The organism is Alienimonas chondri, assembly GCF_013036045.1.
GTDB classification, from domain to species: domain Bacteria; phylum Planctomycetota; class Planctomycetia; order Planctomycetales; family Planctomycetaceae; genus Alienimonas; species Alienimonas chondri.
This window is the reverse complement of sequence record NZ_WTPX01000053.1, coordinates 1-23,030: the sequence shown is the minus strand read 5'-3', so window position 1 is coordinate 23,030 and position 23,030 is coordinate 1. Positions and strand designations below refer to the sequence as shown.

The window sequence follows — 23,030 nt, the reverse complement described above, 5'->3', positions numbered from 1 at the left end:
TGGGTCAGAACCCTTCCGTCGCTTCGCCGCCGGCCCGAGTGCCGAGGGCGCCCCAGGTGCCGTAGTTGCTTCGACCGGAGGTTTTGTGCGGGGCGTCGGTGTCGCCGGCGTCGATCGTCTCGCTGACGAACTGGACCGACCCGTCGCCCATGACCACCTGGACCCCGCCGCTGTGGGCGCTCCCGGCGGAGAACACGCCGTCGGCGTTGAGGGCTTGGGCGCTATCCCCGCCGGTGCTGCAGGACGGGCCGTTGGGGGGGATGATCGTGTGGAACCCGGACGGCGCGACATAGGCGCCGGTCCAGCGGGATCCGCGGGCGCGGGCGCCGCTGGTGACGACGTCCCCGGCCGTGTAGAAGCTGGGCTCGTTCGGGTCGACGACGCCCTCGACGCAGACGGTCCCGATGTCCGAGGTGGACCCGCCAGTGAGGGTCATGCCCGACACGTTGAACTTGTGGGCCCGGATGAGCGACCGGGTGCGGTCCGCGAGACCGATCTCGCCCATCAGAATCGTGCCGGTGGTGCCGTCCCGCAGATCTCGGAGGCCGAGACTGTTGAACCGCTTCCACGCGCCGCGGTTGGTGGCGTTGGTGCGGTTATGGCCGCGGCCGTTGTCGCCCATGTTGAAGCCGTAGTTCGTGCCGGCGATATTGCTCGTCGGGTCGCCGTGGTCGGAGGGGCACAGGTAAACGGAGACCTGCGTGCGCCACGGCAGGTAGCTGCCGTCCCACACGCGACCGCCCATCGCCGGCCACGTCCCGCCGCTCACCTGCATCGGCTTGCTGATCTGGTTCCACAGGGCCGTCTGGTCCATGTAAGGCAGCAAGGGGACCAGCGGGCTGAGGTTCCGCTGGTTCCCGGTGTTCCCGCCCGACCCGGTCGGGCGGGTTCCGGCGTTATTCGTGCCGCCCCGCCAGATGGGGAACGCCTTATAGGTGCTGTGATAGTTATGGAGCGCGAGGCCGAGGTTCTTGAGGTTGTTCTGGCACTGGCTGCGGCGGGCCGCCTCCCGCGCCTGTTGGACCGCGGGCAACAGTAGGGAGACCAGGATCGCAATGATGGCGATCACCACCAGCAGTTCGATCAGCGTGAAGCCCGATCGCAGGCTTCGGCGCTGCGCAGGATTCGGGATAGGTCGAGAGACCATGAGAGTAGGCTCGTTGGACGGGAGAGAGAAACGGGAGCCGCGGTTCCTGAAACGCCCGAATGGGCGGAACCGTTAGCCGCCAAGCTAGAACGCCTTGGCAATTTTTGATGCTACCACGTTCTTCCCCGCGGGGAAAGCGCCCATTGACTGGTCAGTGACCCGTAGGCAGACGAAGTTCAAGATCCACACACGTTCCGTCGGCCGGTTTGGTGGAGACGCCGGCCCGCGGCGGGTTCTCCTGTTGGGCCGCCCGCACGCGGAACAGCTTCACGAAGGCCCCGACCACCAGCCCGACCTCCAACTCGCCCAGGTGCTTCCCCGGGCAGACCCGCGGGCCGTGGCCGAAGCCGAAGTGCAGCAGATCCTTCGACCCGCGCGCCTTGGTCTCCGCCTCCGTCCATCGCTGCGGGGCGAACGCCGCCGCGGGATGGCCGGTGACGCCCACGCCCCAATGATCCTCGTGCCGGTTGGCGTGCCAGACGTCCAGCAGCAGATGCGTGCCCCGCGGAATCGTCAGCGTGCGGCCGTCCGCCAGTGCCAACGACGTATCCGTCGTCGCTTTGCGGGGGAGGAAATACAGCGACGGCGTGAGCCGCAGCGTCTCGTTCATCGCCGCCAACAGATGCGTCGCGCCGATCAGGTTCTTCGGCGTGTAGTCCTCGATGTCGCGGACGTCTTCAAACACCCGCTCCTGCCAGTCTTCGTTCCGGGCGAGGTGGGAGATCGTCCAGCAGGCATAGGAGGTCGTCGCCTCCAGCGCCCCAGCCAGAAAGACCCGGATATTGCTCCGCAGCGCCTCGTCCGGGGCATCCGATTTGAATTGCGCCCACAACCCCCGCCGCTCTTTCCGGGCGGCGAGCACGTGGTCGGTCAGTTCCTCGAACGCCGCGTAGTCCGCCCGCGCCCGCCGAATCCCCGGCGTGAGCGGCGGCAAACGCCAGACCGGCACGCCGATGCGGTTCGTCACCGTGTCCCGGACGATGCGTTCGATCGTCCGCGACAACGCCGGAGCGTACCGATCGCGGATCGCCTCGTCGGGGATCGTCGCCCCGAAGAAGCAGTTCGCCAGCATCTCCAACATCACCGCCTGCACCTCCGGTTCGAGCGCCAGTCGAACCGTCGGTTCGCCGCTCTGTTCCAGATGCGCCCGCACCACCTCCAGGCGGCGGGCGACGGTGTCGCGGAAGGCGACTTCGAACTCGCCGAACCGCTCCGGTTGAAACAGGCTCGTCTTGCCGAAGGGGGAGGCCGCGAGCTTCCGCTGTCGGCGCCAGATCGGCCCGTTGGCGTACAGCAGGGAATCGACGCCCGTGGCCCGCGCGATGCCCGCCGACGGCAGGGTGTCGCGGTCGAACTGCCCCGGTTTGTCGCCGGTGGCGGTCGTGACCGCCCGGATCACCGCCGGGTCGCGGGTGACCAGCACCGGGGCGAAGCCGGGCACGTCCAGATAGCGATTGTGCCGCCCGGCGCCCTCGAGCGCGTCCGCCCCGTGGAAGTAGGTGTCGAGGATGTCCAACGGCTGCCCGTAGTTCCACGGATGCGGAAACGGCAGCGCCGGCCGCCCCCGTCCGAACAACGGCACCGCCGCCGGCAGACAGCTTCCGCCGAACGGATTCCTCCGCCGCAACTGCCCCGGCAACCGCTCGAGCCGCCCGCGACCGGACGACGGAGCGAGGGCGGAGGCGGGCGTGGCGGCGGTGGCGGTCATGAGGGGCGTTGGCGAGATATGAACGCACCGTGCGGCCGGCGGCGACTTCGCCCAAGAGCCTGGCGAACCCAGCCGCGACCGCGGTACGACGAGCGCGTTCCACGGAGCACTGCGGCGGTCTGCGAAGCCCCCTGTGAGCCCGAAGCGCAAGCGAGGCTCGGCACCGCCCCACCTCGCTTGCGCTTCGGGCTCATAGACAATCGCCACACTGATCCATCGGACGCACTAGGCGAACTGTCGGCGGACCCAGCGGATCAGAAGAACGACCGCCTCCGCCCACACGCAGACGGCGAACGCCGCAGACAGTCCGTAGAGTGAGGTGGAGTCCCACTTGAGGTATTCAAGGAAGTTCTCCGCCCAAGTCGCCCGATCGCGGCGATGCGAGACCGCGGGATTTACTATCGCCCCGAGTAGATAGCCACCGGCCGCCGTCCACAGCGTGCGTTTGAAGTCGCTCGCCGGGATGCGCAACCGCAGGATGAAGTAATACACTGCCCCCAGCACCGCGGCGGCGAACGCGGTTTCCGACAGCGGGTACTGCTCCGATCCGTAGAACGTCCCTGCGGTTCGTCTCCAAGGAACGATTAACGAAACCGGCAGCGCGACGACGCAACCGAGGAACGTCGTCCCCACGATCCACGCGGACGCTCGGAAATCGAGCGACGGGGGCGGCGAACCTTTCTGCATGGGGGTTCAATACTAACCCGAAGCGTCAGCGAGGGCCGTCGAACGCGATCGAGCGCCCGTCGGACTCGCCCTCGCTGACGCTTCGGGTCGGTGAGAGAACGTCGCCTCAACTGAACAATTCTTGCACCACTTCGCCCTTGTCCACGACCCGCAGGGGGCGGCCCAGCGGGGACATGTGCTCGTGGTCGGCGTCGACGCCGAGGGCGTGACAGCAGCTGCGGAGCAGGTCGTCGACCTTCACCGGGCGATCCTCGACGGCCATGCCGTCGGCGGTGGTGGAGCCGATCACCTGACCGCCCCGCACGCCGCCGCCGGCCAGCACGCTGTTGAACGCCTTGGGGAAGTGGTCGCGGCCGCCGCGGGCGTTCACCTTGGGGGTGCGGCCGAACTCGCCGGTCCACAGCACCAGTGTGTCGTCCAGCAGGCCGCGACTCTTCAGGTCGGCGATCAGGGTGGAGAACGCCGGATCGACCTGCGAAGCGTTGTTCTTGACGCGCTCGAAGTTGTCGTCATGCGTGTCCCAGCCGCCCATGCGGACCTCGACGTAAGTCACGCCGCTCTCCACCAGCCGCCGGGCCAGCAGGCAGCCGCGGCCGAACTCGCTGTCGCCGTAACTGTCCTTCACCTCCTGCGGTTCGTCGTCGAGGGTGAAGACGTCCAGGTTCGGGTCGAGCATTAAATTGCCCGCCTGTTGATAAATCTCGCGGTGGTTCTCCACGACCCGGCCGCCGCCGCGGGCGGCGAAGGAGCTGTCCAGCTTGTTCATCAAACTCAGCCGGCTGCGGACGCGGCGTTCGTTCAATTCGCCCTGCGCCGGACGCACGTCCGAGGGCAACTGTCCGGCCCGGGGGACCGTCAGCGGGTCGTATTGCACGCCGAGGAACCCGCCGCCGATATTCGCCAAGTTATTCCCCCCGTTGCCGATCGTGACGGACGCCGGCAGGTTGAACTCCTCCGGGGCGATCTGCTGCACGATGCCGCTGGCGACCGACGGGTGCCGCACGCTGCCGGTGGGGGAGTAGCCGGTGTGCAGTTGATAGCTGGCCCGCTGGTGGTTGCCCTCGTTGTTGGTCATGGAACGAATCACCGCCAGATCGCCGGCCGCGGCGGCCATCTTTTCCCACCCGGCGGCGAACTCCACGCCGGGGATCGCGGTTTGAATCGTCTCGGTCCCGCCGCCGTTGGTGTGATCCGGCTTGGGCGAGAAGGTCTCCATCTGGCTGGGGGCGCCGGCCATCCACAGCACGATCATCGCCTTGCCGCGCTTCCGCATCCCCTGCGCATCCGCCGCCAGCGCGGCACCGAACGGCAACGACCCGCCCAGTCCCAACCCGGCGGCGCCGGCGGCGGAATACATCGACAGATCCCGCAGGAACCGACGACGGGTGAAGTGCGAGCGGGACGCGGGCGAAAGGTGGGCGTGCGGAGCGAACATGGGTGTGGGGGGGTGGAGGGAGGCGAAGGGTGGCATGCTCTCACCGCAGAGCGTCAGCGGAGCGGGGTGAGCATGGAGGGGGACGTGGTTCGTGGAGCAGGGGCGGGAGCCGCTCGCATGCTCACCCGCCTCCGCTTCGCTGACGCTCCGCTGCGGCGTGAGAGCATGGCACACGGCGTCGATCTACCGTCGCGTCAGAAACTCCGCTCCGTTCAACAGGGCCCAGGTGAGATCCTCGAAGCCGGTCGCCCGGTCCGAGGCGTTCCCGACGTGCTCCACGGCGACTTCGCGTTCGGCGTCGGTCGGTTCGCGGACGAGAATCAGGCGATACAACGCCCGGACGGCGTGCACGTCGCTGGGGTTCTCATACAGCACCTTCGCCAGCGGGCCGTTCGCCGCCGCGAGGCGGGCCGTCAATTGGCCGTTCATCAACGCCAGCGCCTGCGGGATGTCGCCGTTGAGATCCTCGCGGTCGGTGCTGGGGTCGTAGCCGAAGGTGGCCTCCAACAGCCGGGAGGCCGGCGGACGATTGTCCGGCGTCGTGCCGTACCCGGTCGGCCGACGACGGACGTTCCGCCCGTTGCCGCTCATGAGCTCCAGCCCGCGGTCGTAATCCCCGCCGCCGGCGACGTGGGCGACGCTGTTGAAGATCTGATACGCCCGCAGCCGGATCGGCCGGGCGGAGACGAACTCCGGCGCGGCCGAATCGATCGTCCGGCCGTACAGGTCCGTCAACGCGATCGCCCGGATCAGCCACCGCAGGTCGTAGTCGTTCGCCTCGAAGCCTTCGGACAGGACGATCAACGCCTTCTCCAGCCGCACGGAGCGGTCCGGGCCGATGTCGTCCACGGGCGTATAAAAGCCTTCCCCGGTCAACTGCGTGAACACGCGATTGACCGCCGCCTTGGCGAACCATTCGTTGTGCGTGATGAGGGAGGCGGCCGCTTGGCGACGGCGATCATCCGGCAGTCCGCCCTTCAATTCCTGGTCGGTCAGGAAGAACCGCGGATCGATCAGCGTGCCGGGTTCCTCGGGGTTCTCCAGGTCCGGCATCAGATGTTCGCCGGCCCGACTGTTGGTCAGCAGGCCCGGGGGCACGTCCAGCTTGCGGACTTCCGTGAGGCTCAGCTTCTTATCGCCGTCGGCGTCCGCGAATTGCAGGATGCGGTCGGCCCGGCGCTTGGCGGGGGTGTTCTGCAATTCCTCGACCGACAGCCCGCCGTCCTTGTTGGCATCGACGAATTTGAACCGGCGCATCAGAGAGTCCCGCAGGCGTTTGACGGCCTTCTCCGCCTGCTCGCGGTCGCCCCCGGGGGCGTCCACCGCGACGACCTCGAAGGACCGACGCGGCTGGCCGTTGGGCGTTTTGGTGTTGGGGATATCGAACCGACGCAGCCGGATGCGGGGGAAGTAGGCCGCCAAGGCGTGGAAGTCCTCGCGCTGCCAGCGGTCGTACGGGTGGTCGTGGCACTCCGCGCACTGGATCTGGATGCCGAGGAAGATCCGGCTGGACTCCGCGGCGACTTCGCCGCCGCTGGCGGCCTGGGCGAAGATCAGCCCGGTCGCCCCGTTCTCGCCGACCGGGCCGGTGGCGGTCATCAGGTCTGACGCGATGTCGTCCCAGCCGGCGCCGGAGGCGAGTTGCTCCGTCATCCACGTTTCGAAGACGTGATCGGTCCGGGCGGCGCGCTGATCCGTGGCCCGCTTGAAGATTACGTCCCGCCAATACGCCGACCAATTCGCCGCATAGCCCGGATCCTGCAACAGGCGATCGAGGGCCGCGGCGCGGCGGTCGAGATCGGAACCGCCCTGCTTCGCGAACGCGATCTGCTCCTCCACGGTGGGCAGGCGGCCGGCGACGTCCAGCGTCAGCCGGCGCAGCAGGTCGTCGTCGTTCGCCGCCGGCGCCGGCGAGAGCGCCTCGTCGGACAGATACGCCTCCACCGCCTTATCCACCGCGGCGGCGGAACGCTCCGCGGAGATCGCTCCCTCCACGCCGAATCGCCCCGCCTCCGACGGCTCCGCCGCGCTCGCCGGCCCGGTCAGGACCGGGGTCGCCAGCGTGAGGAGTAACCCGAGAGGGATCAGCGACGGACGCATCGACGGCACGGGGGCGGGAGGAAGGGGGCCCGAGAACGCTCGGTCTCCCTATTCAACCCGCGCCGGACTGAACAGTGACGCAGAAAATGTTCCGCTCGCATCAAAATCGGCCGACCTACGACAAGATTCCCCTCGATGCGGTGTCTCATTTTCGCACTGAGGTCATTCTGACGACGGTTCGTCGGCGGCGAGCGCGGCGAGGTGCGTCTCCACGCCCTCGGCCAGTTGGGCCGGGTCGTAGCCCCCTTCCAACAGGCTGACGACCCGCCCGCCGGCGTGGGCCTCGGCGATCGCGACGACCGCAGCGGTCATCGCGGCGAAGTGCTCCAATTCCAACCCCAGATCGCCGACGGGATCGCCTCGGCGGGCGTCGAAGCCGGCGGAGAGGATCACCAACTCCGGCTTGCAGACGTCCGCCACATCGCCCAGCGCGATGCAAAACCGGCCGACGATCGTGTCGGCCGGCGTGCCGAACGCGATCGGCAGGTTGCGCGTCGCACCGAGGCCGGCGCCGGCGCCGGTTTCATCCTTCGCTCCGCTGCCCGGGTAGAAGGGGAAGCGGTGCAGGCTGAGGAAGTGGACGTTGGGATCGGCGTAGAAAGCGTCCTGCGTGCCGTTGCCGTGGTGCACGTCGAAGTCGATCATCAGCACGCGAGCCAGCCCGTGGACCGCCCGCGCATGAGCGGCGGCGAGGGCGGCGTTCGCCAGCAGGCAGAACCCCATCGCTCCCCGATCCGTGAACGGCCGGGCATGATGGCCCGGAGGGCGGACCGCGCAGAAGGCCCGCGTCGCCTCCGGTTCCGTCAACACCGCGTCCACCGCGGCAAGGCCGGCCCCGGCCGCGCTGCGAGCGGCGGACATCGAGCCGGCGAGGACCGGGGTGTCCGGTTCCGTCAGCCCTCCGCCGTTCGCCGCAAGTCCTTCCAGCCATTCCAGATGGGCGACGGTGTGCAGCCGAGCGAGCGCCTCGTCGGTCGCGGGGGCGTGTTCCCGCTTCGCCCACGTCCCGCTTTCGGCATGAGCTCCGACCGCTTGCTCGAGGACCGGCGTGAGCGCCTCCAGCCGGGCGGGCCGCTCCGGATGGCCGGGGCTGAGCGCCGTGGGGTCGTGCTCGGCGTGACCGGGGGTGTGGAAGAGCAGGTTCATGCGGGCGGGCGGGAACCGATGGACCGGAAACGTGGATTCAACGGACGCGGCGGAACGAACCGTCGGCGATCCGGTCGGGCGAGCGGAGGGACGTTGACCGCAGCGCGGTTGGCTCGGAGACTAGTCGACCGGAAGATTAGCCGGTTGCCGCCGTGTGCGGCGCTCCGCCGCCCGCTTCGAGGTCCCCCATGCGTCGTCCTTCGCTCCGCCTGCCGTCGCCCGTTCGCGGCGTCCGGTCCGCTTCGATCTCGGCGGTTGCGCTGGGGCTGTTGGCGGTCCTCACGCCCGCCGCGTCCGCCCGACAGGACGACGCCCCCCCGGGACCGGCGGAGGAATTGGGGGCCGAGGTTGAAGCGGAAGCCGAAGCGGACGCCGTCCCCGATGAGGCCGCCCCCGACGACGCCGGTCCGAAGACCGGTCCCGCGTTGCCCCGCGGCATCCAACCGCCGCCGGCGAAGCCCGCCAGTTTCACCACCGTCACGCCCTTGATGAGCGAAGCGGAGTTGGAGGAACTCGGCGCCGCCGTCCTCCGCGCCCGCTACCGCGACGCGCTGGAAGCCGGGCCGACGAACGCGGCCAACAAAGAGGTGATCCAAAACTGGGCGAAGTGGCGGGTCGCTCAACTGGCCGGCATGGCTCCCCTGCCGGAGGTGGATGAGGACGAGGAGGAAGAGGACGCCGAGCCGCCCGAACCCCGCACGATGGTGGAAGACCGGGCCGCTTTGGACAAAGTCGTCACCGAGCTGCTCCGCGACGCGAACAACTATATCGGCCCGCCCCGGGGCGGCCGGAACGTCGAGAGCGCCAAGCTGGCGACGTTCCCGATCCTCGTCGCGGAACTGGTCAAGCTGAAGGACAATCACCTCGTCCTGCGGACTCAGGCGATTAAAGTCTTGAGCCGTTTGGAGGTCGCCGGCGACGGCGGCGGCGCCAGCCCGTTCAAGCGATACGGACCGGGAATCGCCCAGCTGCTGGAGATTTATAAAGCGACCGGCGACGAAACGCCCGAGCTGGCCGTGAAGTATCAGGCCGCGCAGGCGATCGCCTTCGTCGCGGAGAACGGCCGCAACGTGCCGGGCAACCTGCAGTTCGAGGCGGCCAAGCTGTTCGCCTCGGACCTCGCCGCCCACCCGGAGTATCCCGGCTGGATGCAGGGCGGCCTGGCGACCGCGACGGCTCGCATGAACCTGCGGGAAGCGTCGCTCGGAACCGATCTGATGACTGCGCTGACCGACGAATCCCGCCCGTTCGAGGCGCGCACCCGGGCCGCCGCCGCGATCGTCCGTCTGCCCAGCGTGCCCGCCGACGTGAAATCCGCCCTGCCCAAAGCTCTGGAGGATCTCGGCCGGTCGATGGCGCGGTCCTACAACGCCCGTCCTTCCACCGAGCATGTGGAGAACTTCCGCACGCTGGAGTTCGCCTTCAAACCGGTCGCCCCCAGCGAAGCGGACCGCCTGCAGAGCGGCGCGATCCTCTCGGGCACCTCCGTCCCCTCGGAACTGCTGGCGGCCTACGGCCGATTGCACCCGCTGGTGAAGCACGTGGCGGGCCAAGATTTCACGACTCCCGTCAGTCGTTGGACCCCAATCCCCGCCGACCTACTCGCCAACGCCGGCGTCGGCGCCGACCCCGCGGGGTGAGTCAGGTCTCGGCGTGCCCCCCGGCGGCTCGGTCCCCCGCCGACCAGCCGCCGGCCTTTTGTCGCAAGCGGTAGTGGAGGTGCAGGCAGCGCAGCCCCCACAGCGTCATCGTGTGATCTGCCCGCAAGTCGCCGCCGCCTTCCCCGTCGCTGGCGGGGTAGACGTGAATCCGTTCCCGGAAGCATTGCAGCCGGCGCGCGACGACCGACCCGTCGGGGCGATGCACGGTGAAATAGAACCCGGCGTCGCCGAAGCCTGCGCCCTCCGACAGCAGCACGAGCGAACCGTCCGCCCGCGCCTCCGGCCGCAGGAACACGACCGCGGCGCCGTTGGGCAGCGGGAACGCCGTCTTCACGCACGGTCCCGCGGCGCCCGGTGGGCGAGCGATCGAATAGCTGCCGACGTAGGTGATTCGGCCCGTTTTCACCAGGCTCCGCACCCAGGCGTTCGCCCGCACGGCGCCGGTTTTGTCGTCGGCGACCCGCACGATCTCGCTGGTCATCCCGTGACTGGCGTCGAGGGGCGAGAGCGGCAGGTTGAGCTGTCGGAGCCGGCGACTGAACAGCGCCGCGACGAGCCAGCCGAACAGCTTGAACAGCCCGCTCCACTCCGACCATAAATCGACGTCGAAGTCCGCGGTGCGTTCGTAAAACTCCCCGATCGCGGGATCGACCGCGGCCGGATCGAACGTCGACCCGGCCAGCTCTTGAAAGGACGGCAGCAGCCCGGCGCCGCCCCGCGTGAGCGTCAGTCCCTCCTCGCTCGCCCATCGATCCAGGAAGTCCGGCCCGATCCCCCGCGTCGGGCCGACCGGGCTGTCCAGCCACGGCTCCGCGGCCAGATCCACGCGTCGGCCCGTCAGTCGCACCCACAATTGGGTCGACCAATCGACGGCGTTCCCCCGGCGTTCGCCCAGCCACATTCGATCGCGATTCTCGGTTCGTTCCAGCCCGGGCTCGTCGTCGGCCCGGCGTTCCCCCGCAGAACCGCACCGGTCGGCCGTCGCCAACGTCTCGCCGTCGGTTGGATTCGAGTGAGCGATCACAGGCGGGCCGGATTGACCGGAACCGTGGGCGTCGCCCCGGAGGCCTTTGAGCGCAGCAGCGGTTGCAGGGCGTTGATGACCGCCGCGGCCCGGGCGTCGGGGTCGACGGCGAGATTATTGAACTCCTGCGGGTCGGCGCCGTGGTCGTAGAGTTCCACGCCGTATTTCCCAGCGCCCCACTCCGTATAGCGATAGCGTTCCGTCCGAATGCTGCACCCCATCACCTGCTCCGGCAGGCGGTCGTCGGCGGGGCGGAGCACCTGCGTGACGGCGGCCCCGTCCCACGCGGCGGTCGGGTCGTCGATCAGCGGTCGCAGACTGCGGCCCGCCAACCCGGCCGGCGCTTCGATCCCGGCAAGGTCGGTCAGGGTCGGGTAAATATCGACGAATTCCACGACCCGCCGGCAGGCGCCCGCCGCGGCTTGATCGGGGACGCGCACAATCAGCGGCGCACGGGCGCCCTGCTCAAAGAGGGTTCGCTTCTGCCAGACGCCGTCGTGCTCGCCGAGGTGATAGCCGTGGTCGCTCCACAGCACGACGATCGTGTTCTCCGCCAATCCGTGCTGCTCCAAGGCGCTTAATAGTCGCCCGACCTGCGCGTCGATGAACGAGACGCAGGCGTAATACGCCTGCGCGGCCCGCAACAGCGTCGGTTCGTCGAGGCGGTAGTTCGGCACGGGGTTGTTATGAGCGAACGCGGCCGTCGGCACGTCCTCCCGATCGCCCGCCGGGGCGTACGGGAGACGCAGCGATTCGAGGGGGTAGAGGTCGAAGTACTTCTTCGGGGCGACGTACGGCGTGTGCGGGCGGAAGAAGCCGACGCCGAGGAAGAACGGTTCGTCCCGTTTCTCTCGCATCAACCGGATCGCCTGGCTCGCGATCAGGCCGTCGGTCTGCTCCTCGTCGGCGCCGTCGGCCGCCAGCCAACTGAGCGCCCCGCTGATCTGCCGATGCGGCTCCGCATTAAAGACCAGCGCCTCGTCCGTTTTATCTCGGCCGAAGGGGTTGATCGCGCGATTCCAGGACGGCGGATCGTCGAAGCCGTCGGTCCCGATCGAGGCCGGGACGTTGTAATGATAAATCTTGCCGACCCGCGCCGCGAAATAGCCCGCGTTCTGAAACGCCTGCGGCAGCGTGACGACGTTCGGCAGTTCGTCGCGGAAGTGACGATCGAGGTCGTACACTTTGATGTCGTCCGGCCGTCGTCCCGTCATCACGGAGGCCCGCGACGGGTTGCAGAGCGGGATTTGATTGTAGGCGTTCAGAAAGCACGTCCCCTCCGCCGCGAGGCGATCGAGATGCGGCGTTCGGGCGATCGCGTCTCCGTAGCAGCCGAGCGAACAGGCCAGATCGTCGACCGCGATGAACAGCACGTTCGGCCGCGTCGGCTCCTCCGCCGCCGCGGCGTCGCAGACGGAGACGGCCAGCGACGCGATCGCGGCCAGAATGGAGATGCGGGCTCGTCGGGCGGCGTTCATCGATGTCGATTCATGCGGGGGCGATCCCGGGCATCCTACCGGGCGATGTCCCGCCGCGACGCGGGGCGGAATCGGTAGTCTCGGGGAATGTCCACGCCCGCTCCCCGCTCGTTTTACGGCTCCGATCCGGAGACCACCGTCGCCGCTGCTCTCGACGGCGATCCCCCGCCGAGCGCTGAGGCGCCGATCGAAGCGCCCGTCGGACAGCGGGACGATTCCGTCCGCCAGCTCGCCGAGCGCACGCACACCTCTCCCGAGGACGCCGAACCGCTGGTCGCGCAGGGAGCCTACACGCACGAGCAGGCCGCGAACCTGGCCCGCGGGGGGAAGATCGAGGCGCTGACCTATGACGCCGCGACCGGCCGCGTCGGCTGCCGATCGCCGAAGGGGGTGACGGCGGCGATCCGTCATGCTCAGACCGTCTGGGCGGGCGCGTACGCCGTCGCCGACGAGAGCGAGGACACCGCCGACAGTTGGGCGGACACGCTCGGTTCGGCGGTCGTGGGGGCGGGGTCCGCGGTGGGCGGGGCGGTCGGTTGGGCGTGGGGCACGGCGAAGGGGAAGGCGGTCAAGCGGCTGGCCCAGGCGGTGGTCGGCAAGAACCCGGCGGTGCTGATGTTCGCCGCCGGGCCGAGCGTGTATCGCGCCCTCGTGACCGGCGAGACCTCTTACCGACAGGCGACGAAGGATCTGTTCGAGGCCGGCGCCGGCGCCGCCGGGGGAGCGGCAGGAGCCGCCGCGGGCGCCGCGGTCGGAGCGACGGTGGGCAGCATCGTGCCGATCTTCGGCACCTTCATCGGCGGAGCGATCGGCGGGCTAACCGGCGGTCTGCTGGGCGCCGGCTTCGGCGAGCGGGGCGGCGAACTGCTCTCCGATTCCTTCGCCCCGGACGACGCCGACGCCCTGCGTCCGCTGGCGACCGACGAACTCGCCGCCCTCGCCTTCGCCCACGCGCTGGTCCCCGCGGAGGTCGAGCGTTTGAAGACCGCCGCCGAGACCGCGACCACCGAGGAGACGCTGCGTCTCTGGTTCAAGCTGTACACCGGCACGGAGTCCGCGACCGGCCGCGAACCCGCCATGACCGCCGTCCGCACCGCCGCCCGCGAGCTGTACGAACCGCTGCTGCAGGACATCGTCGCCGACCGCCCGCTGGTGACGATGCCGGTTGAGGGTTGAATGAGTCAGCAGGCGGGCCCGGGACGTCTCTTGTGAGCGCTGATTGCCGCGTAAGGGCTTCGGCGTACGAGCTGATCCCGTGTGCCATGCTCTCACGCCGGAGCGTCCGCGGAGGCGGGTGAGCATGAAGGACAACGCGGCCCCGCTCGCCGAGGTCGTGCGTCACCCGCCACTTACGCCGACTCGCTCTCAACGAACGCGCCGTGACTGAACCGCCAGCGAACCAGCGGATACCGCTCCGGTTCAGTTTCATGTCCCTCGTGCTCCAGCACGAATTCTCCTTGAGGGAAATCCGTATATTCGCCGTCGTACGTCTTTACGGACTCGGTGATTCTGCGGACTTGATTACGAAGATCGTCGACGCAGTAGGCTCTGACGGTACATCCGAAGAACAGGAACCGGCTATAGCCGCCGCCGGTTTCCGGGATATGCCAGCTGGCGTTATTGGAGCCGACCCCGTCGACGTCGTCCTCGATGACGCGGCGGACAAGCGGGACTTGTTCACTATTGGTTTCAATCCAACCACAAACGCTTACAAAAACACCCATGGCGTTTGTTCTGAAAGTGATGCGGCGCTGCTCGGGGCAAGGCGGGGCCTTTACTCCAGAGCTTCCACGTCGATCAGGTCTTTGGGGCGCCCGGAGGCCGCTTTGTTTTTGAGTAGGTCATCGCGACTGATGATCGGGACGGACAGGTCGTCGTACTCCTGAACGACGCGGCTCGCCCAACAGTCCTCGAACTCAACGCCAGGGATTGTGGTAAACAACTCCAACCGCAGCGGTTCGACGCCGAGGCAGACGATTTGATCCGGCTTCAGGAACATGTCCGCAGTGGCCCCGGCGTCCGCGAACCCAAATCTGTCGAGGGCATCAACCACGCGGGCGGCGTTCGCAGGGTCGGAACGGACCCAGACGTCCATATCAGCCGTGTAGCGAGGATAGCCGTGATAGGTCACGGCGTAGCCGCCGATCAGCAGGTACTCAACTCCCGCTGCGTTGCACGCACTCAAAAACTCTTGAAAGTCGGACGGGAATGGGGCGTTCGCCATGTCGGGCCGACCGCAATAGTTCGAGTGTTTCGAGTCGCTCCGTGCCGGTCCTTGCCCGCCACCAGGCTCGCTCCTCCGCCCCCTGCTCAGAAGCGGGATAGACGGCGAGGGTGCGGGCGCCGCGGCGGCGGGGTGTGGGGTCGCTCATGCGTTCATTGGCGATGGCTGTGCTCTCACTGTTCAGTATACCGATGAGACGGGGCGGCGGGTGAATTTGTGAGGTCCATTGATCGCCGCGAACCGCCGCGATTCGCTCTCCAAAATGCTTGGTTGTGTCCCGAGGCAAGAAGAACGCCGAGGCCCCGCGGGGCCTCGGCGTTACGACGTGGAGGTCATTGTTCGACGCGTGCGAACTACGCCTTCATCGCTTCGGCCAGGATCTTGCTGGTGCCGGGGCGCATGATGCGTTCGTCGACCTGTTCGCCCTGCTGCAGGGTGGCGCGGACCTGTTTGCCGGAGATGAAGACCGGCTTTTCATCGCTGTGGTTCTCCATCAGATCCACGCGGCCCATCGACTCGTAGTAGGCGGCGAAGCCGACTTTGATGGGCTGGATCTTCAATTCGCCGTTCAGGTTCTCGAAGATCTCCTGCGCGTCGAAGTCGCCCCAGATGGCCGTGCCGTCGGCGAAGGGGGCGTCGGCGTGTTTGCGGCCGATGACGATGTGCGTCAGGCCCATGTTCTGCCGGTAAATCGCGTGCATCACGGCTTCCTTCGGGCCGCCGTAGAACATCTTCATGTCCAAGCCCAGCAGGACGACGCGGTCGCTGACCTCGCCGCCGACCTTCGCCCACAGCTCGGCGTCGCTGTCGCCTTCGCCGAGGCCCTTGTCGGCGATCAGCTGTTCGTAGGTCTGCATGCGGATCTCCGCGGAGACGTCGTCGCTCTTCGTCTCGCCGACCAGCGGGTTCAGCACGGCGCCGGCGTTCTTGCCCTCGCGGAGCAGCGTTTCCAGGCCGTACACCATCGCGTACTCGTGGGCGCGGTGCAGGGGGTTGCGGGTCTGGAAGCCGACGACGGCGTCCCAGCCCTTCTCCGCGACCAACGCCCGCACCTCTTTCGGAGTCAGGACGTACTGGCCGAAGGAGGGGTTCTTCGGCTGGGGAAGAACGCGGATCGTCCCGCCGAACAGGTGCGTTTTATCGGCGTCCTGCTCCATCACCATGGCGCCGCCGGGGTGATCGGTGCGGTCGGTGCCGTAGACGCCTTTGACGTATTCGGCTTTGTCCCACGGGTAGACGTCCTCGACGTCGACCGTGGCGACGACTTCGCCGTCCGGGTTGGTCAGGGCGACGGTCTGGCCGGCGAGGACGGTGGTGGCCAGGTCCGCGGTCAGCGGGAAGGCCAGCGGGATCGTCCAGGCGTAATCGAACCCATTATGGGTGATGACGCTGTCGGAGAGCACCTTGTCGTACACGGCCTTCGTCATCGGCCCGGTCAGGGGCGACAGCGTGCCGTCGGCGATGCGATAGACGGTGGAAAGATCCGCGGCGCTGACGGGCACCTTGGGCAGATCCGCGGCGGCCTTCTTGAAGTCCTCGACTTCGGCGGCGGGGACGGTGCGATCGACGGGCTCGGTCAGGCCGCCGTGGGGGGGGATGAGGTCGGCCATAACAGCAGCGTGCGGGTCGCGGGGACAGTACGGATTGAGCGCGGGAGTGTGCGGGACCGACGGCGGGGCTTCAAGGGCGCGGGAGTCCGGGCGCGGGCGCGGGGCGGAATCCGATCGCGGCTTGCTGAGGGGCGTTGATTCGGCCGGTTTCCCCCGCTGCGGTCGGGCGAGAGGTTCAGAACGCTCCGCCTTCGGTTAGAATTACGGTCCCCGCGCGGAGTCCGCGGACGGTCTGCGTTTCGGCCGTTCGATTGAAGGGATTCGCCCCCGGCGCCGTTCCCGCCTTGATCTTTTCCACCCGGTATGTTCGCACCGTCTACGGAGGTCCTCGCCGGGACGGACGTCGACGCTCCGGCGCCGGAGTCCGAAGCTAAGCCCCCGGACCAACAGTCCGCGGACGATCACGGGATCGAGCGGCGCCCGACGGCGTCTGCGGAGGGGGACGACCGACCGCTTCGCTTATTGCACGTGCACAGCGGGAACCTGTACGGCGGCGTGGAGCGGTTGCTGGAAACGTTGCTCGCCCACGGGAACGACCTGGGGGAGGGAACGCCCGGCTTGAGGCAGGACTTCGCCCTCTGCTTTCAGGGGCGGTTGTCCGAACGGCTGCGGAAACGCGGGGCGGAGGTGGTCGATCTCGGCCCTGTCCGCCGGCTGGCGCCGTGGTCGGGGATGCGGGCGCGGCGGCGTTTGGCGGCGGCGCTGCGGGCCGCGACGGCCGCGGGCGATCCGTACGACGTGGTTCTGTTCCACGGGTTTTGGTCGCTAGGCCTGTTGGGCGGCGGAGCGAAGGCCAGAGAGAAGACAAGCGGGGGGACGCCGCGGGCGCTGTGGCTGCATGAAGACCCGGACGCCTCCCACTGGACGTATCGCCGGGCGCTGGGCGTCGGCGGGGACGGGGTGATCTTCAACAGCGACTTCGTCCATGACCGGCCGGCCTCCCGGGCCTTGCTGGAGGGGCTGCACGTCCCGGGCGAGCGGGGCGTGGTGCTTCGCTGCCCGGTCACGCCGCCTTCCCCGGTGACGGCAGACCGGCGGGCGGAGGCGCGGGCCTCGCTGGGGGTCTGCGACCAGGAGACGTTGATCTTCATCGCCGCCCGGTTCGTGCCCTGGAAGGGCCACGCCCTGCTGATGGACGCCCTGAGTCTGCTGGCGGCCGATTCGACGATCGCGGAGCGTCCCTGGAGCTGCGCGATCGCAGGCGATGCCCAACTCCCCGCGGAGAAGCGCCGCGTGGCGAAGTTGAAGACCCAGGCCGAGCGATTGGGGATCGCCGATCGTCTCCGGTGGCTGGGACACCGGGACGATATGCCGGAGATGATGGCCGCCGCGGACGTATATTGTCAGCCGAACACGGGGCCGGAGCCGTTCGGGTTGGTGTTCGTCGAAGCCCTATACGCCGGCTGCCCCGTGGTGACGACGGCGACCGGCGGGGGGCGGGAAATTCTCAAACAGCGCCGCGCCGCCGGAACCGGCAGCGGGGCGAACCGGGAGCGTGGGGAGTCCGCGGGGCTGTTGACCGGGATCGACGCCACCGCGGTCGCGAAGGCGCTGCGAACGCTGATCGTCGATCCCGCCCGCCGTCGTCGGCTCGGCGACCTCGGCCCGGCCCGTGCCGCGGCGCTCAGCGATCCGACGGCCCGGCTCGCTCAGTTGGACGCCTTCTGCCGCGACCTCTCCGGTCGCTCGGCGCCCGTGTCGCATCACCGCCCGGCGGCCCCGCAGGCGACGCGGACGGCGGCGTGACGGCCGCGGCTCGCCCCCGCCGGTTGGGCGTTTTCCTGCTGCGGTTCTCGTTGCCGCTGATCGGTTGGGCGGCGCTGTGGGGCGCCGGGTGGCTGACGGGGCGGGAGTTGGTCTCGCTCGACCCGCCGCCGCCGGGACCGCTGAGCGTGGTTCCCCGGACATACTCGGACGAAGAAGCCGACGCCCTCGCCGCTCGCACGAACGCGGCGTGGGATCGAATCGAAACGCAGCTCGCTGCGAAGGCGCCGCGGGCGTTCGCCCTCCTCCGCCCGCCGGCTGACTCGGCGGCGTTGGCCGATCTGGACGCCCGCCTGCCCCGCCCGCTCCCGCCGGACATCCTTGCCAGTTGGCAGCGGCACGACGGAGCGGACTACCCCAAGTACGGCGGCACGGGCGAGGGGCCGCACGCCCCGATCGGCTGGTTCCGCCCGTTCACCGTGCGGGAGGCGAGCTTGCGCGTGAAGTATTGGAACCGTCGTACGTTCCATAGGTGGTCGCTGTCGGAATACGCGGACCGCGACGCTCCCGCACTGCCGTCCGCCCCGCTCTCACTGGGCGTGGTCCCGAGACGCCCGGGCGGAGACGCGAGGCGCTTGGGTCCCCGGTGGGGCGGGGCGTTGGACTCGTCCAGCCCGGACAAAGAGTGGCCCGAACTGCTGGTCGATCTACGGAGCGGAACCCTGGAGACGATCCTCCGCGACGCCGGAACCCGCCCTTTTCTGACCGGCGGCGGAGAGCCGCAGGGTTGGGTCGAACACCTGGAATCCCTCGCCGATCGCTTGGAATCCCTGCCGGTCGACGCCCCGGCGTTTGCCGACGGCGGGTTCGATCTGTCTCGGCCGCATCAGATCCCATGACTGACGATCTCCCCGCGACCGCTCCCCCTGACGCCGAGGTTCCCGACGGGGACGAGCGACCGCTGCGGCACGGCTGGAGTCGCGGCCTGCGCTGGGCGGGGCGAGCGGCGTGGGTGGCCGTGGGCGTGGCAGCGTTCTTCCACGGCGTGCGGACGGCGACCGACGAGTACGACGACGCGGTCGCCGCCGCGGACGACGCCCGGTTCGGGTGGGGCGTGGCGGTGCAGTATCACAACCCGCGGCGCCCGTCGGCGGTGCGAACCATTTGCACGGCGGTTCGCGACACGAGCGGCGTCGACCTGCTGCCGCCCGACGGAGCGTCCGCGGAGGGCCGCGCGGTACGGTACGTGCGGATCGAAGGGGGCACCGGCCCGGAGAAGGCCCGCGACACGCTCGCCGCGATCGCCGGGATGTCCGCCGTCACCGAACTCGTCACCACCCGGTCCGTTCCCCGGGACGCGCTCGACATGATTCCGACCCTTCCCAACCTGCGGCGATGGTCGATTGATGGGGAGTCGTACTATGGCGACCCCTGGCAGCCCGAGGTCGAGGATCAACTGCGAATCGCTGCGCGTGTGCCGTCGCTGCGAGTGTTGGCGCTGCCTCACGTCGAGTTGAACGACGAACGTCTCAGCTTGCTCTCCGAGCTGGATCAGGTGACGACCGTCCTGCTCTCCGAGACGACCGGGGCCGGTGCGGAGGAGGTGCGGGCGGCGATGCCGTGGGCCGCGGTCATGCGGTGACCGGGCCTCCGCAAGCCGCTCAGGCCGTCAGGCCGGTCAGCACGCGCTCCGCTTCGTCGGCGTGGTCGGCGTCGACCAGCACGTCGTAGGTCTCCGCCCGCATCGCGCCGACGCTGGTGAAGTCCCGCTTCCCGCCGGTCATCGCGTAGCCGATCAGCGCGAACGCCGAGCCGAACACCGCCCCGATCGCGAGGCTCCACAGGATCAGCGGCCAGTTAAAGCCTTCACGGACGACCGCGCCGTTCTCGACTTCGATCGCCGGGAAGAACAGGGCCAGCAGCAGGCCGATGAACAGCCCCGTCATCGCCCCGCTCGACAGGCCGTTCAGAAACGCCCGGCCCCAGTTGAGGCGGCCGGTGACCTGCTCCACGAACTGCATCCCGCGACCGACGATCGTCACGTGCTCGACCGGGAACTTCTCGTCGGAGAGGTAATCCACCGCTTTCTGGGCGGCGGCGTAGTCCGGGAAGCTGCCGACGATCCGCTGCGGATTCTTGGAAACCGGGGCCATGGAGGGCGCGGGGGACGGAGAGGCGACGCCTGTGCTCATCGGAACGGGATGCGATTCGGTGGGGGAAATTACGGTTCCCACCCTACGAACGCGGACCGCCCGCGGCCCCGGGGGATCTTCCCGTCGGGGCCGCGGGCGGTTACCGAACGCTTGAACAAACGAACGCTCAGCGGGCTGACGCCCGCCGCTCGCCTAGGCGCTGAAGCTGGACCCGCAGCCGCAGGTGTTGCGAGCGTTGGGGTTCTCGAAGGTGAAGCCGCGCTTCTCGACGCCGGCGTAGAAGTCGATGACGGTGCCGTCCAGGTGCGGGCCGCACTTGTAGGGGACCGCGACGACCATGCCGTGCTGGACGAACAGCTCGTCCTTCGACTCGTCGACGCTGTCGTCGAAGCCGAGGGCGTAGGAGAACCCGCTGCACCCGCCGCCGGACACGCCGACGCGCAGCACGCTGGAGGCGGGCAGGGCCTGCTCTTCAATCACGCGGCGGACTTCGCCGACGGCGGCCTCGGTGACGGTCACGCAGCCTTCGGTCGGCAGATCGGCGGCAGCCGGCACGGTGGACTCGGGGGCGACGGATTCGCCGGTGACGGGGGGGGCTTCGGCGGTGGCGGGCATCGGGGTCCGGTCGACTGGGACAGAAACGGGAGGCTGATCTGCGATCAGCGTCCGGTAGTCTAGGTCCCAACCGGGGGAACGGAAAGGCGCCGTTCCCTTCGGCCGGCCGTTCGCCTGCGGTTTGCTCGCTGATCGTTCGCCCTCCGCCCCCGTCGTCGCTCCCGTTTGCGTGCCATGCTGTTCCCCGACACCCCCTCCAAATTATCCGACCTGAAGCCCGGCGCGACCGCGGACGTCTTCGCCCTGCTGAGCTCCAAAAAGCAGGACGTCACCAAGGCCGGCAAGCCCTTCTATAAATGCACCTTCCGCGACGCCGATCGGGAAGCGTCGGTGATGGTCTGGAGCGACTCCGGCCACTTCGCCGACTGCGAGGCGAACTGGACGAAGGGAGCGTTCTATAAACTCCGCGGAACGTACGAGGAGAACAATTACGGTCCGCAGCTCAACCTCGACAAGATTCGGCCCGTCCAGCCGACGGACGCGGAAGCGGGATTCAAAGAGTCGGACTTCTTCGAAACCAGCCGATTCGATCCGGAGAACATGTTTCGGGCGTTGACGACGCTGCTGGGCGACGCGATCGAAGACGGTCCGTTGCGGGCGGTCGTATTGAAGGTGCTGAACGACCGAGCCGAGGCCTTCAAAACCTGGCCGGCGGCGAACCGCAATCATCACGCCTTCGCCGGGGGACTATTGGAGCACACGCTCAGCGTGGTGCGGACGACGCAGTGGTTGTGCGAGAAATACGCCGGCATGTACCCGGAGATGAGCCCGCCGCTGTGCGTCGACGCGGCGCTCGCCGGGGCGGCGCTGCACGATATCGGCAAGCTGGAGGAACTCGACGGCTCGCCGGCGGGGGCGGAATATACGTCGTCGGGGCGCTTGATCGGCCACATTCTGATCGGCCGCGACTGGCTGCGGGCCGCTGCCGCCGCCTTTGAACAAACCGGGCAGGCTGGGCCGCAGGGCGGACCGGCGGACGCGGAATTATTGCTGCGAACCGAACACGTGATCGTCTCTCATCACGGCATTCGGGAGTTCGGCAGCCCCGCCGAACCGCACACGCCGGAGGCGTTGATCGTGCAGCACGCGGACGAACTCGACGCGAAATTCAACATGCTCGCCGACGGTTTGAAGCGGGCGCCGGGCGACGGTCCGTTCACGCCGTTCGATAAGCGATTCGGCAAACCCATCTTCCGCGGCCTGCCGGATGCCGACTGAACCACCTCTGCTAAACTCTCCTTGCCCGAGTTCCCCCGTGAGCGCCCCCGATGTCCGCCCCCGCCGTTCTTGACGAGTCGCCCCAGACGCTCGCTGCGCGCACGACGGCCGAGGCCGGGGAAACGACCGGCGCCCCGGCCTGGACGCCCCGGCCGATCCCCGCGGAGCAAGTCTTCCGACTCGATTTCGTGACGTGGGACCAATACGTCGCGATCGCGGACGCTTTGCCGAACCGCCACGTCTTCGTCACCTATGACAAGGGAACTCTGCAACTGATGACGACCGGCGCACAGCACGAGAATCTGAAATGCGTCGTCGCCTTGCTGACGGCCGCCGCGGCTGATGCCGTCGGGGTTGATCTGCGGTCGATGGGAAACCCGACCTACCGCCGGGCGGCTCTGGCTCGCGGGTTTGAACCAGATCACGTGTACTACGTCGAACTCGATCGCCGCTCGCTGCTCGGGCATTCGCCGGAGCAGCTGCCGCCGCCGGACCTCGCTTTGGAAATCGAAGTGTCAGCCACGGTCCTCGATCGGCTGCCGCTCTACGCGGCGGTCGGCGTGCCGGAGGTCTGGCGGATCGACGGAGAAAACGGGCTGACGTTTCTTCGTTTGGAGGGGGGGGCCGGCGGAGCCTACCGGGAGATCGACGCCAGCGAGCTGATCGCGGGCATCACGCCCGACATGGTTTGGGACGCGGCGTTGACGCTGCCTGCGGCGAGCGATCTCCGCTATCAACTCGCCGCCGTGGACTTCTTCTCCACCCGCCTCGCCGGTGAGTGATCCCTCGGTCAACGACCCGCCCGCGGTCGCCCTCTGGCACGGGGCCGGCAATACCTTCGCCCTGCACGATGGCCGGTTCGCGGGGCGGTTTGACGGGGAGGGCAAGATGCTCGATCCGGCGGCGGTTTGTGCGTGGTACGGGGTCGACGGGTTCGTCTCGCTGACGGCGCCGAGCACGCCCGGCGCGGCGGCGTCGGTGGCGTTCTTCAACCCGGACGGCGCCCCGGCGGCGGCCTGTGGGAACGGGCTGCGGTGCGTGGCGGCGCTGCTCGACCCGGAGCGGACCCGGGCGACCCCGTTTCGGACCGACAGCGCCTCCGCGGTCCGCAGCCCGGCGG

Annotated in this window: 20 protein-coding genes and 1 pseudogene; 8 read left to right on the top strand and 13 right to left on the bottom strand. The window is 68.7% G+C overall.

The annotated features are described in order from the left end of the window. Positions 1-4 precede the first annotated feature (4 nt). The 6 genes from LzC2_RS09835 to LzC2_RS09810 form a co-directional block, all read right to left on the bottom strand. A complete protein-coding gene (locus LzC2_RS09835) occupies positions 5-1,147 on the bottom strand; it encodes a DUF1559 family PulG-like putative transporter (RefSeq protein WP_171186362.1) in 1,143 nt (380 codons plus the stop codon). Between the two features lie 151 nt (positions 1,148-1,298). Next, positions 1,299-2,855, bottom strand: coding sequence for a cytochrome P450 (locus tag LzC2_RS09830; RefSeq protein ID WP_171186359.1), 1,557 nt, complete (start codon positions 2,853-2,855; stop codon positions 1,299-1,301). A 225-nt stretch (positions 2,856-3,080) separates the two neighbouring features. Then, positions 3,081-3,542, bottom strand: a complete 462-nt coding sequence (locus LzC2_RS09825) for a hypothetical protein (RefSeq protein WP_171186357.1) — start codon at positions 3,540-3,542, stop codon at positions 3,081-3,083. 106 nt (positions 3,543-3,648) lie between these two features. Then, complete coding sequence (locus tag LzC2_RS09820) at positions 3,649-4,977, bottom strand: DUF1501 domain-containing protein (protein ID WP_171186355.1); 1,329 nt, start codon at positions 4,975-4,977, stop codon at positions 3,649-3,651. A 183-nt stretch (positions 4,978-5,160) separates the two neighbouring features. After that, positions 5,161-7,077 carry a DUF1549 domain-containing protein gene (locus LzC2_RS09815; protein WP_171186353.1) on the bottom strand — a complete coding sequence of 639 codons (1,917 nt, stop codon included), beginning with the start codon at positions 7,075-7,077 and terminating at the stop codon, positions 5,161-5,163. 162 nt (positions 7,078-7,239) lie between these two features. Continuing rightward, the gene (locus LzC2_RS09810) at positions 7,240-8,223 is read right to left on the bottom strand and encodes a histone deacetylase family protein (RefSeq protein WP_171186351.1); all 984 of its coding nucleotides are present in this window, start codon (positions 8,221-8,223) and stop codon (positions 7,240-7,242) included. A 188-nt stretch (positions 8,224-8,411) separates the two neighbouring features. On the opposite strand from LzC2_RS09810, the gene LzC2_RS09805 reads away from it, so the two are divergent. Then, positions 8,412-9,863: a hypothetical protein gene (locus LzC2_RS09805; RefSeq protein WP_171186349.1), complete on the top strand. Its 1,452-nt coding sequence runs from the start codon at positions 8,412-8,414 to the stop codon at positions 9,861-9,863. A gap of 1 nt (position 9,864) precedes the next feature. Here LzC2_RS09805 and LzC2_RS09800 read toward each other — a convergent pair whose 3' ends face one another. After that, a complete protein-coding gene (locus tag LzC2_RS09800) occupies positions 9,865-10,908 on the bottom strand; it encodes a hypothetical protein (protein ID WP_171186347.1) in 1,044 nt (347 codons plus the stop codon). Beyond that, positions 10,905-12,386: a sulfatase gene (locus LzC2_RS09795; protein WP_171186345.1), complete on the bottom strand. Its 1,482-nt coding sequence runs from the start codon at positions 12,384-12,386 to the stop codon at positions 10,905-10,907. The genes LzC2_RS09800 and LzC2_RS09795 overlap by 4 nt, the downstream gene beginning before the upstream one ends. 87 nt (positions 12,387-12,473) lie before the next feature. On the opposite strand from LzC2_RS09795, the gene LzC2_RS09790 reads away from it, so the two are divergent. Further along, complete coding sequence (locus LzC2_RS09790; RefSeq protein WP_171186343.1) at positions 12,474-13,562, top strand: hypothetical protein; 1,089 nt, start codon at positions 12,474-12,476, stop codon at positions 13,560-13,562. A gap of 173 nt (positions 13,563-13,735) precedes the next feature. Here the strand turns inward: LzC2_RS09790 and LzC2_RS09785 are convergent, their stop codons facing one another. The 3 genes from LzC2_RS09785 to LzC2_RS09775 all read right to left on the bottom strand — a co-directional run bounded on the left by LzC2_RS09785 (position 13,736) and on the right by LzC2_RS09775 (position 16,220). After that, complete coding sequence (locus LzC2_RS09785) at positions 13,736-14,110, bottom strand: hypothetical protein (protein ID WP_171186340.1); 375 nt, start codon at positions 14,108-14,110, stop codon at positions 13,736-13,738. A gap of 50 nt (positions 14,111-14,160) precedes the next feature. Then, positions 14,161-14,610, bottom strand: a complete 450-nt coding sequence (locus LzC2_RS09780; RefSeq protein ID WP_171186338.1) for a hypothetical protein — start codon at positions 14,608-14,610, stop codon at positions 14,161-14,163. 353 nt (positions 14,611-14,963) lie between these two features. After that, complete coding sequence (locus tag LzC2_RS09775) at positions 14,964-16,220, bottom strand: sulfate adenylyltransferase (RefSeq protein ID WP_171186336.1); 1,257 nt, start codon at positions 16,218-16,220, stop codon at positions 14,964-14,966. Positions 16,221-16,523: 303 nt separating this feature from the next. Here LzC2_RS09775 and LzC2_RS09770 point away from each other — a divergent pair, with 303 nt between their 5' ends. The 3 genes from LzC2_RS09770 to LzC2_RS09760 are packed head-to-tail and all read left to right on the top strand — an operon-like array spanning position 16,524 to position 19,566. Beyond that, positions 16,524-17,966 (top strand): glycosyltransferase family 4 protein, encoded by a 1,443-nt coding sequence (locus tag LzC2_RS09770; RefSeq protein ID WP_171186334.1) that lies wholly within the window; start codon positions 16,524-16,526, stop codon positions 17,964-17,966. Next, complete coding sequence (locus LzC2_RS09765) at positions 17,963-18,823, top strand: SMI1/KNR4 family protein (protein ID WP_171186332.1); 861 nt, start codon at positions 17,963-17,965, stop codon at positions 18,821-18,823. The genes LzC2_RS09770 and LzC2_RS09765 overlap by 4 nt, the downstream gene beginning before the upstream one ends. After that, a complete protein-coding gene (locus LzC2_RS09760) occupies positions 18,820-19,566 on the top strand; it encodes a hypothetical protein (protein ID WP_171186330.1) in 747 nt (248 codons plus the stop codon). Before LzC2_RS09765 ends, LzC2_RS09760 begins: the two co-directional genes overlap by 4 nt. A gap of 19 nt (positions 19,567-19,585) precedes the next feature. Here LzC2_RS09760 and LzC2_RS09755 read toward each other — a convergent pair whose 3' ends face one another. Then, complete coding sequence (locus tag LzC2_RS09755; protein ID WP_171186329.1) at positions 19,586-20,077, bottom strand: YflT domain-containing protein; 492 nt, start codon at positions 20,075-20,077, stop codon at positions 19,586-19,588. A 192-nt stretch (positions 20,078-20,269) separates the two neighbouring features. Continuing rightward, a complete protein-coding gene (locus LzC2_RS09750; RefSeq protein ID WP_171186327.1) occupies positions 20,270-20,692 on the bottom strand; it encodes a HesB/IscA family protein in 423 nt (140 codons plus the stop codon). Between the two features lie 174 nt (positions 20,693-20,866). Here LzC2_RS09750 and LzC2_RS09745 point away from each other — a divergent pair, with 174 nt between their 5' ends. The 3 genes and pseudogenes from LzC2_RS09745 to LzC2_RS09735 all read left to right on the top strand — a co-directional run. After that, the gene (locus LzC2_RS09745) at positions 20,867-21,910 is read left to right on the top strand and encodes a 3'-5' exoribonuclease YhaM family protein (RefSeq protein WP_171186325.1); all 1,044 of its coding nucleotides are present in this window, start codon (positions 20,867-20,869) and stop codon (positions 21,908-21,910) included. A 50-nt stretch (positions 21,911-21,960) separates the two neighbouring features. Next, the gene (locus tag LzC2_RS09740) at positions 21,961-22,692 is read left to right on the top strand and encodes a Uma2 family endonuclease (protein ID WP_171186323.1); all 732 of its coding nucleotides are present in this window, start codon (positions 21,961-21,963) and stop codon (positions 22,690-22,692) included. Beyond that, positions 22,685-23,030, top strand: a pseudogene (locus tag LzC2_RS09735) (hypothetical protein); the annotation flags it as partial. The gene LzC2_RS09740 and the pseudogene LzC2_RS09735, both read left to right, overlap by 8 nt.

Bases quoted from the DNA above. Each gene is read 5' to 3' on its own strand.
- LzC2_RS09760 (WP_171186330.1), top strand. From the start codon at position 18,820: ATGACTGACGATCTCCCCGCGACCGCTCCCCCTGACGCCGAGGTTCCC.
- LzC2_RS09775 (WP_171186336.1), bottom strand. From the start codon at position 16,220: ATGGCCGACCTCATCCCCCCCCACGGCGGCCTGACCGAGCCCGTCGAT.
- LzC2_RS09810 (WP_171186351.1), bottom strand. From the start codon at position 8,223: ATGAACCTGCTCTTCCACACCCCCGGTCACGCCGAGCACGACCCCACG.
- LzC2_RS09805 (WP_171186349.1), top strand. From the start codon at position 8,412: ATGCGTCGTCCTTCGCTCCGCCTGCCGTCGCCCGTTCGCGGCGTCCGG.
- LzC2_RS09820 (WP_171186355.1), bottom strand. From the start codon at position 4,977: ATGTTCGCTCCGCACGCCCACCTTTCGCCCGCGTCCCGCTCGCACTTC.
- LzC2_RS09825 (WP_171186357.1), bottom strand. From the start codon at position 3,542: ATGCAGAAAGGTTCGCCGCCCCCGTCGCTCGATTTCCGAGCGTCCGCG.
- LzC2_RS09780 (WP_171186338.1), bottom strand. From the start codon at position 14,610: ATGGCGAACGCCCCATTCCCGTCCGACTTTCAAGAGTTTTTGAGTGCG.
- LzC2_RS09790 (WP_171186343.1), top strand. From the start codon at position 12,474: ATGTCCACGCCCGCTCCCCGCTCGTTTTACGGCTCCGATCCGGAGACC.
- LzC2_RS09770 (WP_171186334.1), top strand. From the start codon at position 16,524: ATGTTCGCACCGTCTACGGAGGTCCTCGCCGGGACGGACGTCGACGCT.
- LzC2_RS09750 (WP_171186327.1), bottom strand. From the start codon at position 20,692: ATGCCCGCCACCGCCGAAGCCCCCCCCGTCACCGGCGAATCCGTCGCC.
- LzC2_RS09740 (WP_171186323.1), top strand. From the start codon at position 21,961: ATGTCCGCCCCCGCCGTTCTTGACGAGTCGCCCCAGACGCTCGCTGCG.
- LzC2_RS09835 (WP_171186362.1), bottom strand. From the start codon at position 1,147: ATGGTCTCTCGACCTATCCCGAATCCTGCGCAGCGCCGAAGCCTGCGA.
- LzC2_RS09745 (WP_171186325.1), top strand. From the start codon at position 20,867: ATGCTGTTCCCCGACACCCCCTCCAAATTATCCGACCTGAAGCCCGGC.
- LzC2_RS09830 (WP_171186359.1), bottom strand. From the start codon at position 2,855: ATGACCGCCACCGCCGCCACGCCCGCCTCCGCCCTCGCTCCGTCGTCC.
- LzC2_RS09755 (WP_171186329.1), bottom strand. From the start codon at position 20,077: ATGGCCCCGGTTTCCAAGAATCCGCAGCGGATCGTCGGCAGCTTCCCG.
- LzC2_RS09795 (WP_171186345.1), bottom strand. From the start codon at position 12,386: ATGAACGCCGCCCGACGAGCCCGCATCTCCATTCTGGCCGCGATCGCG.
- LzC2_RS09815 (WP_171186353.1), bottom strand. From the start codon at position 7,077: ATGCGTCCGTCGCTGATCCCTCTCGGGTTACTCCTCACGCTGGCGACC.
- LzC2_RS09785 (WP_171186340.1), bottom strand. From the start codon at position 14,110: ATGGGTGTTTTTGTAAGCGTTTGTGGTTGGATTGAAACCAATAGTGAA.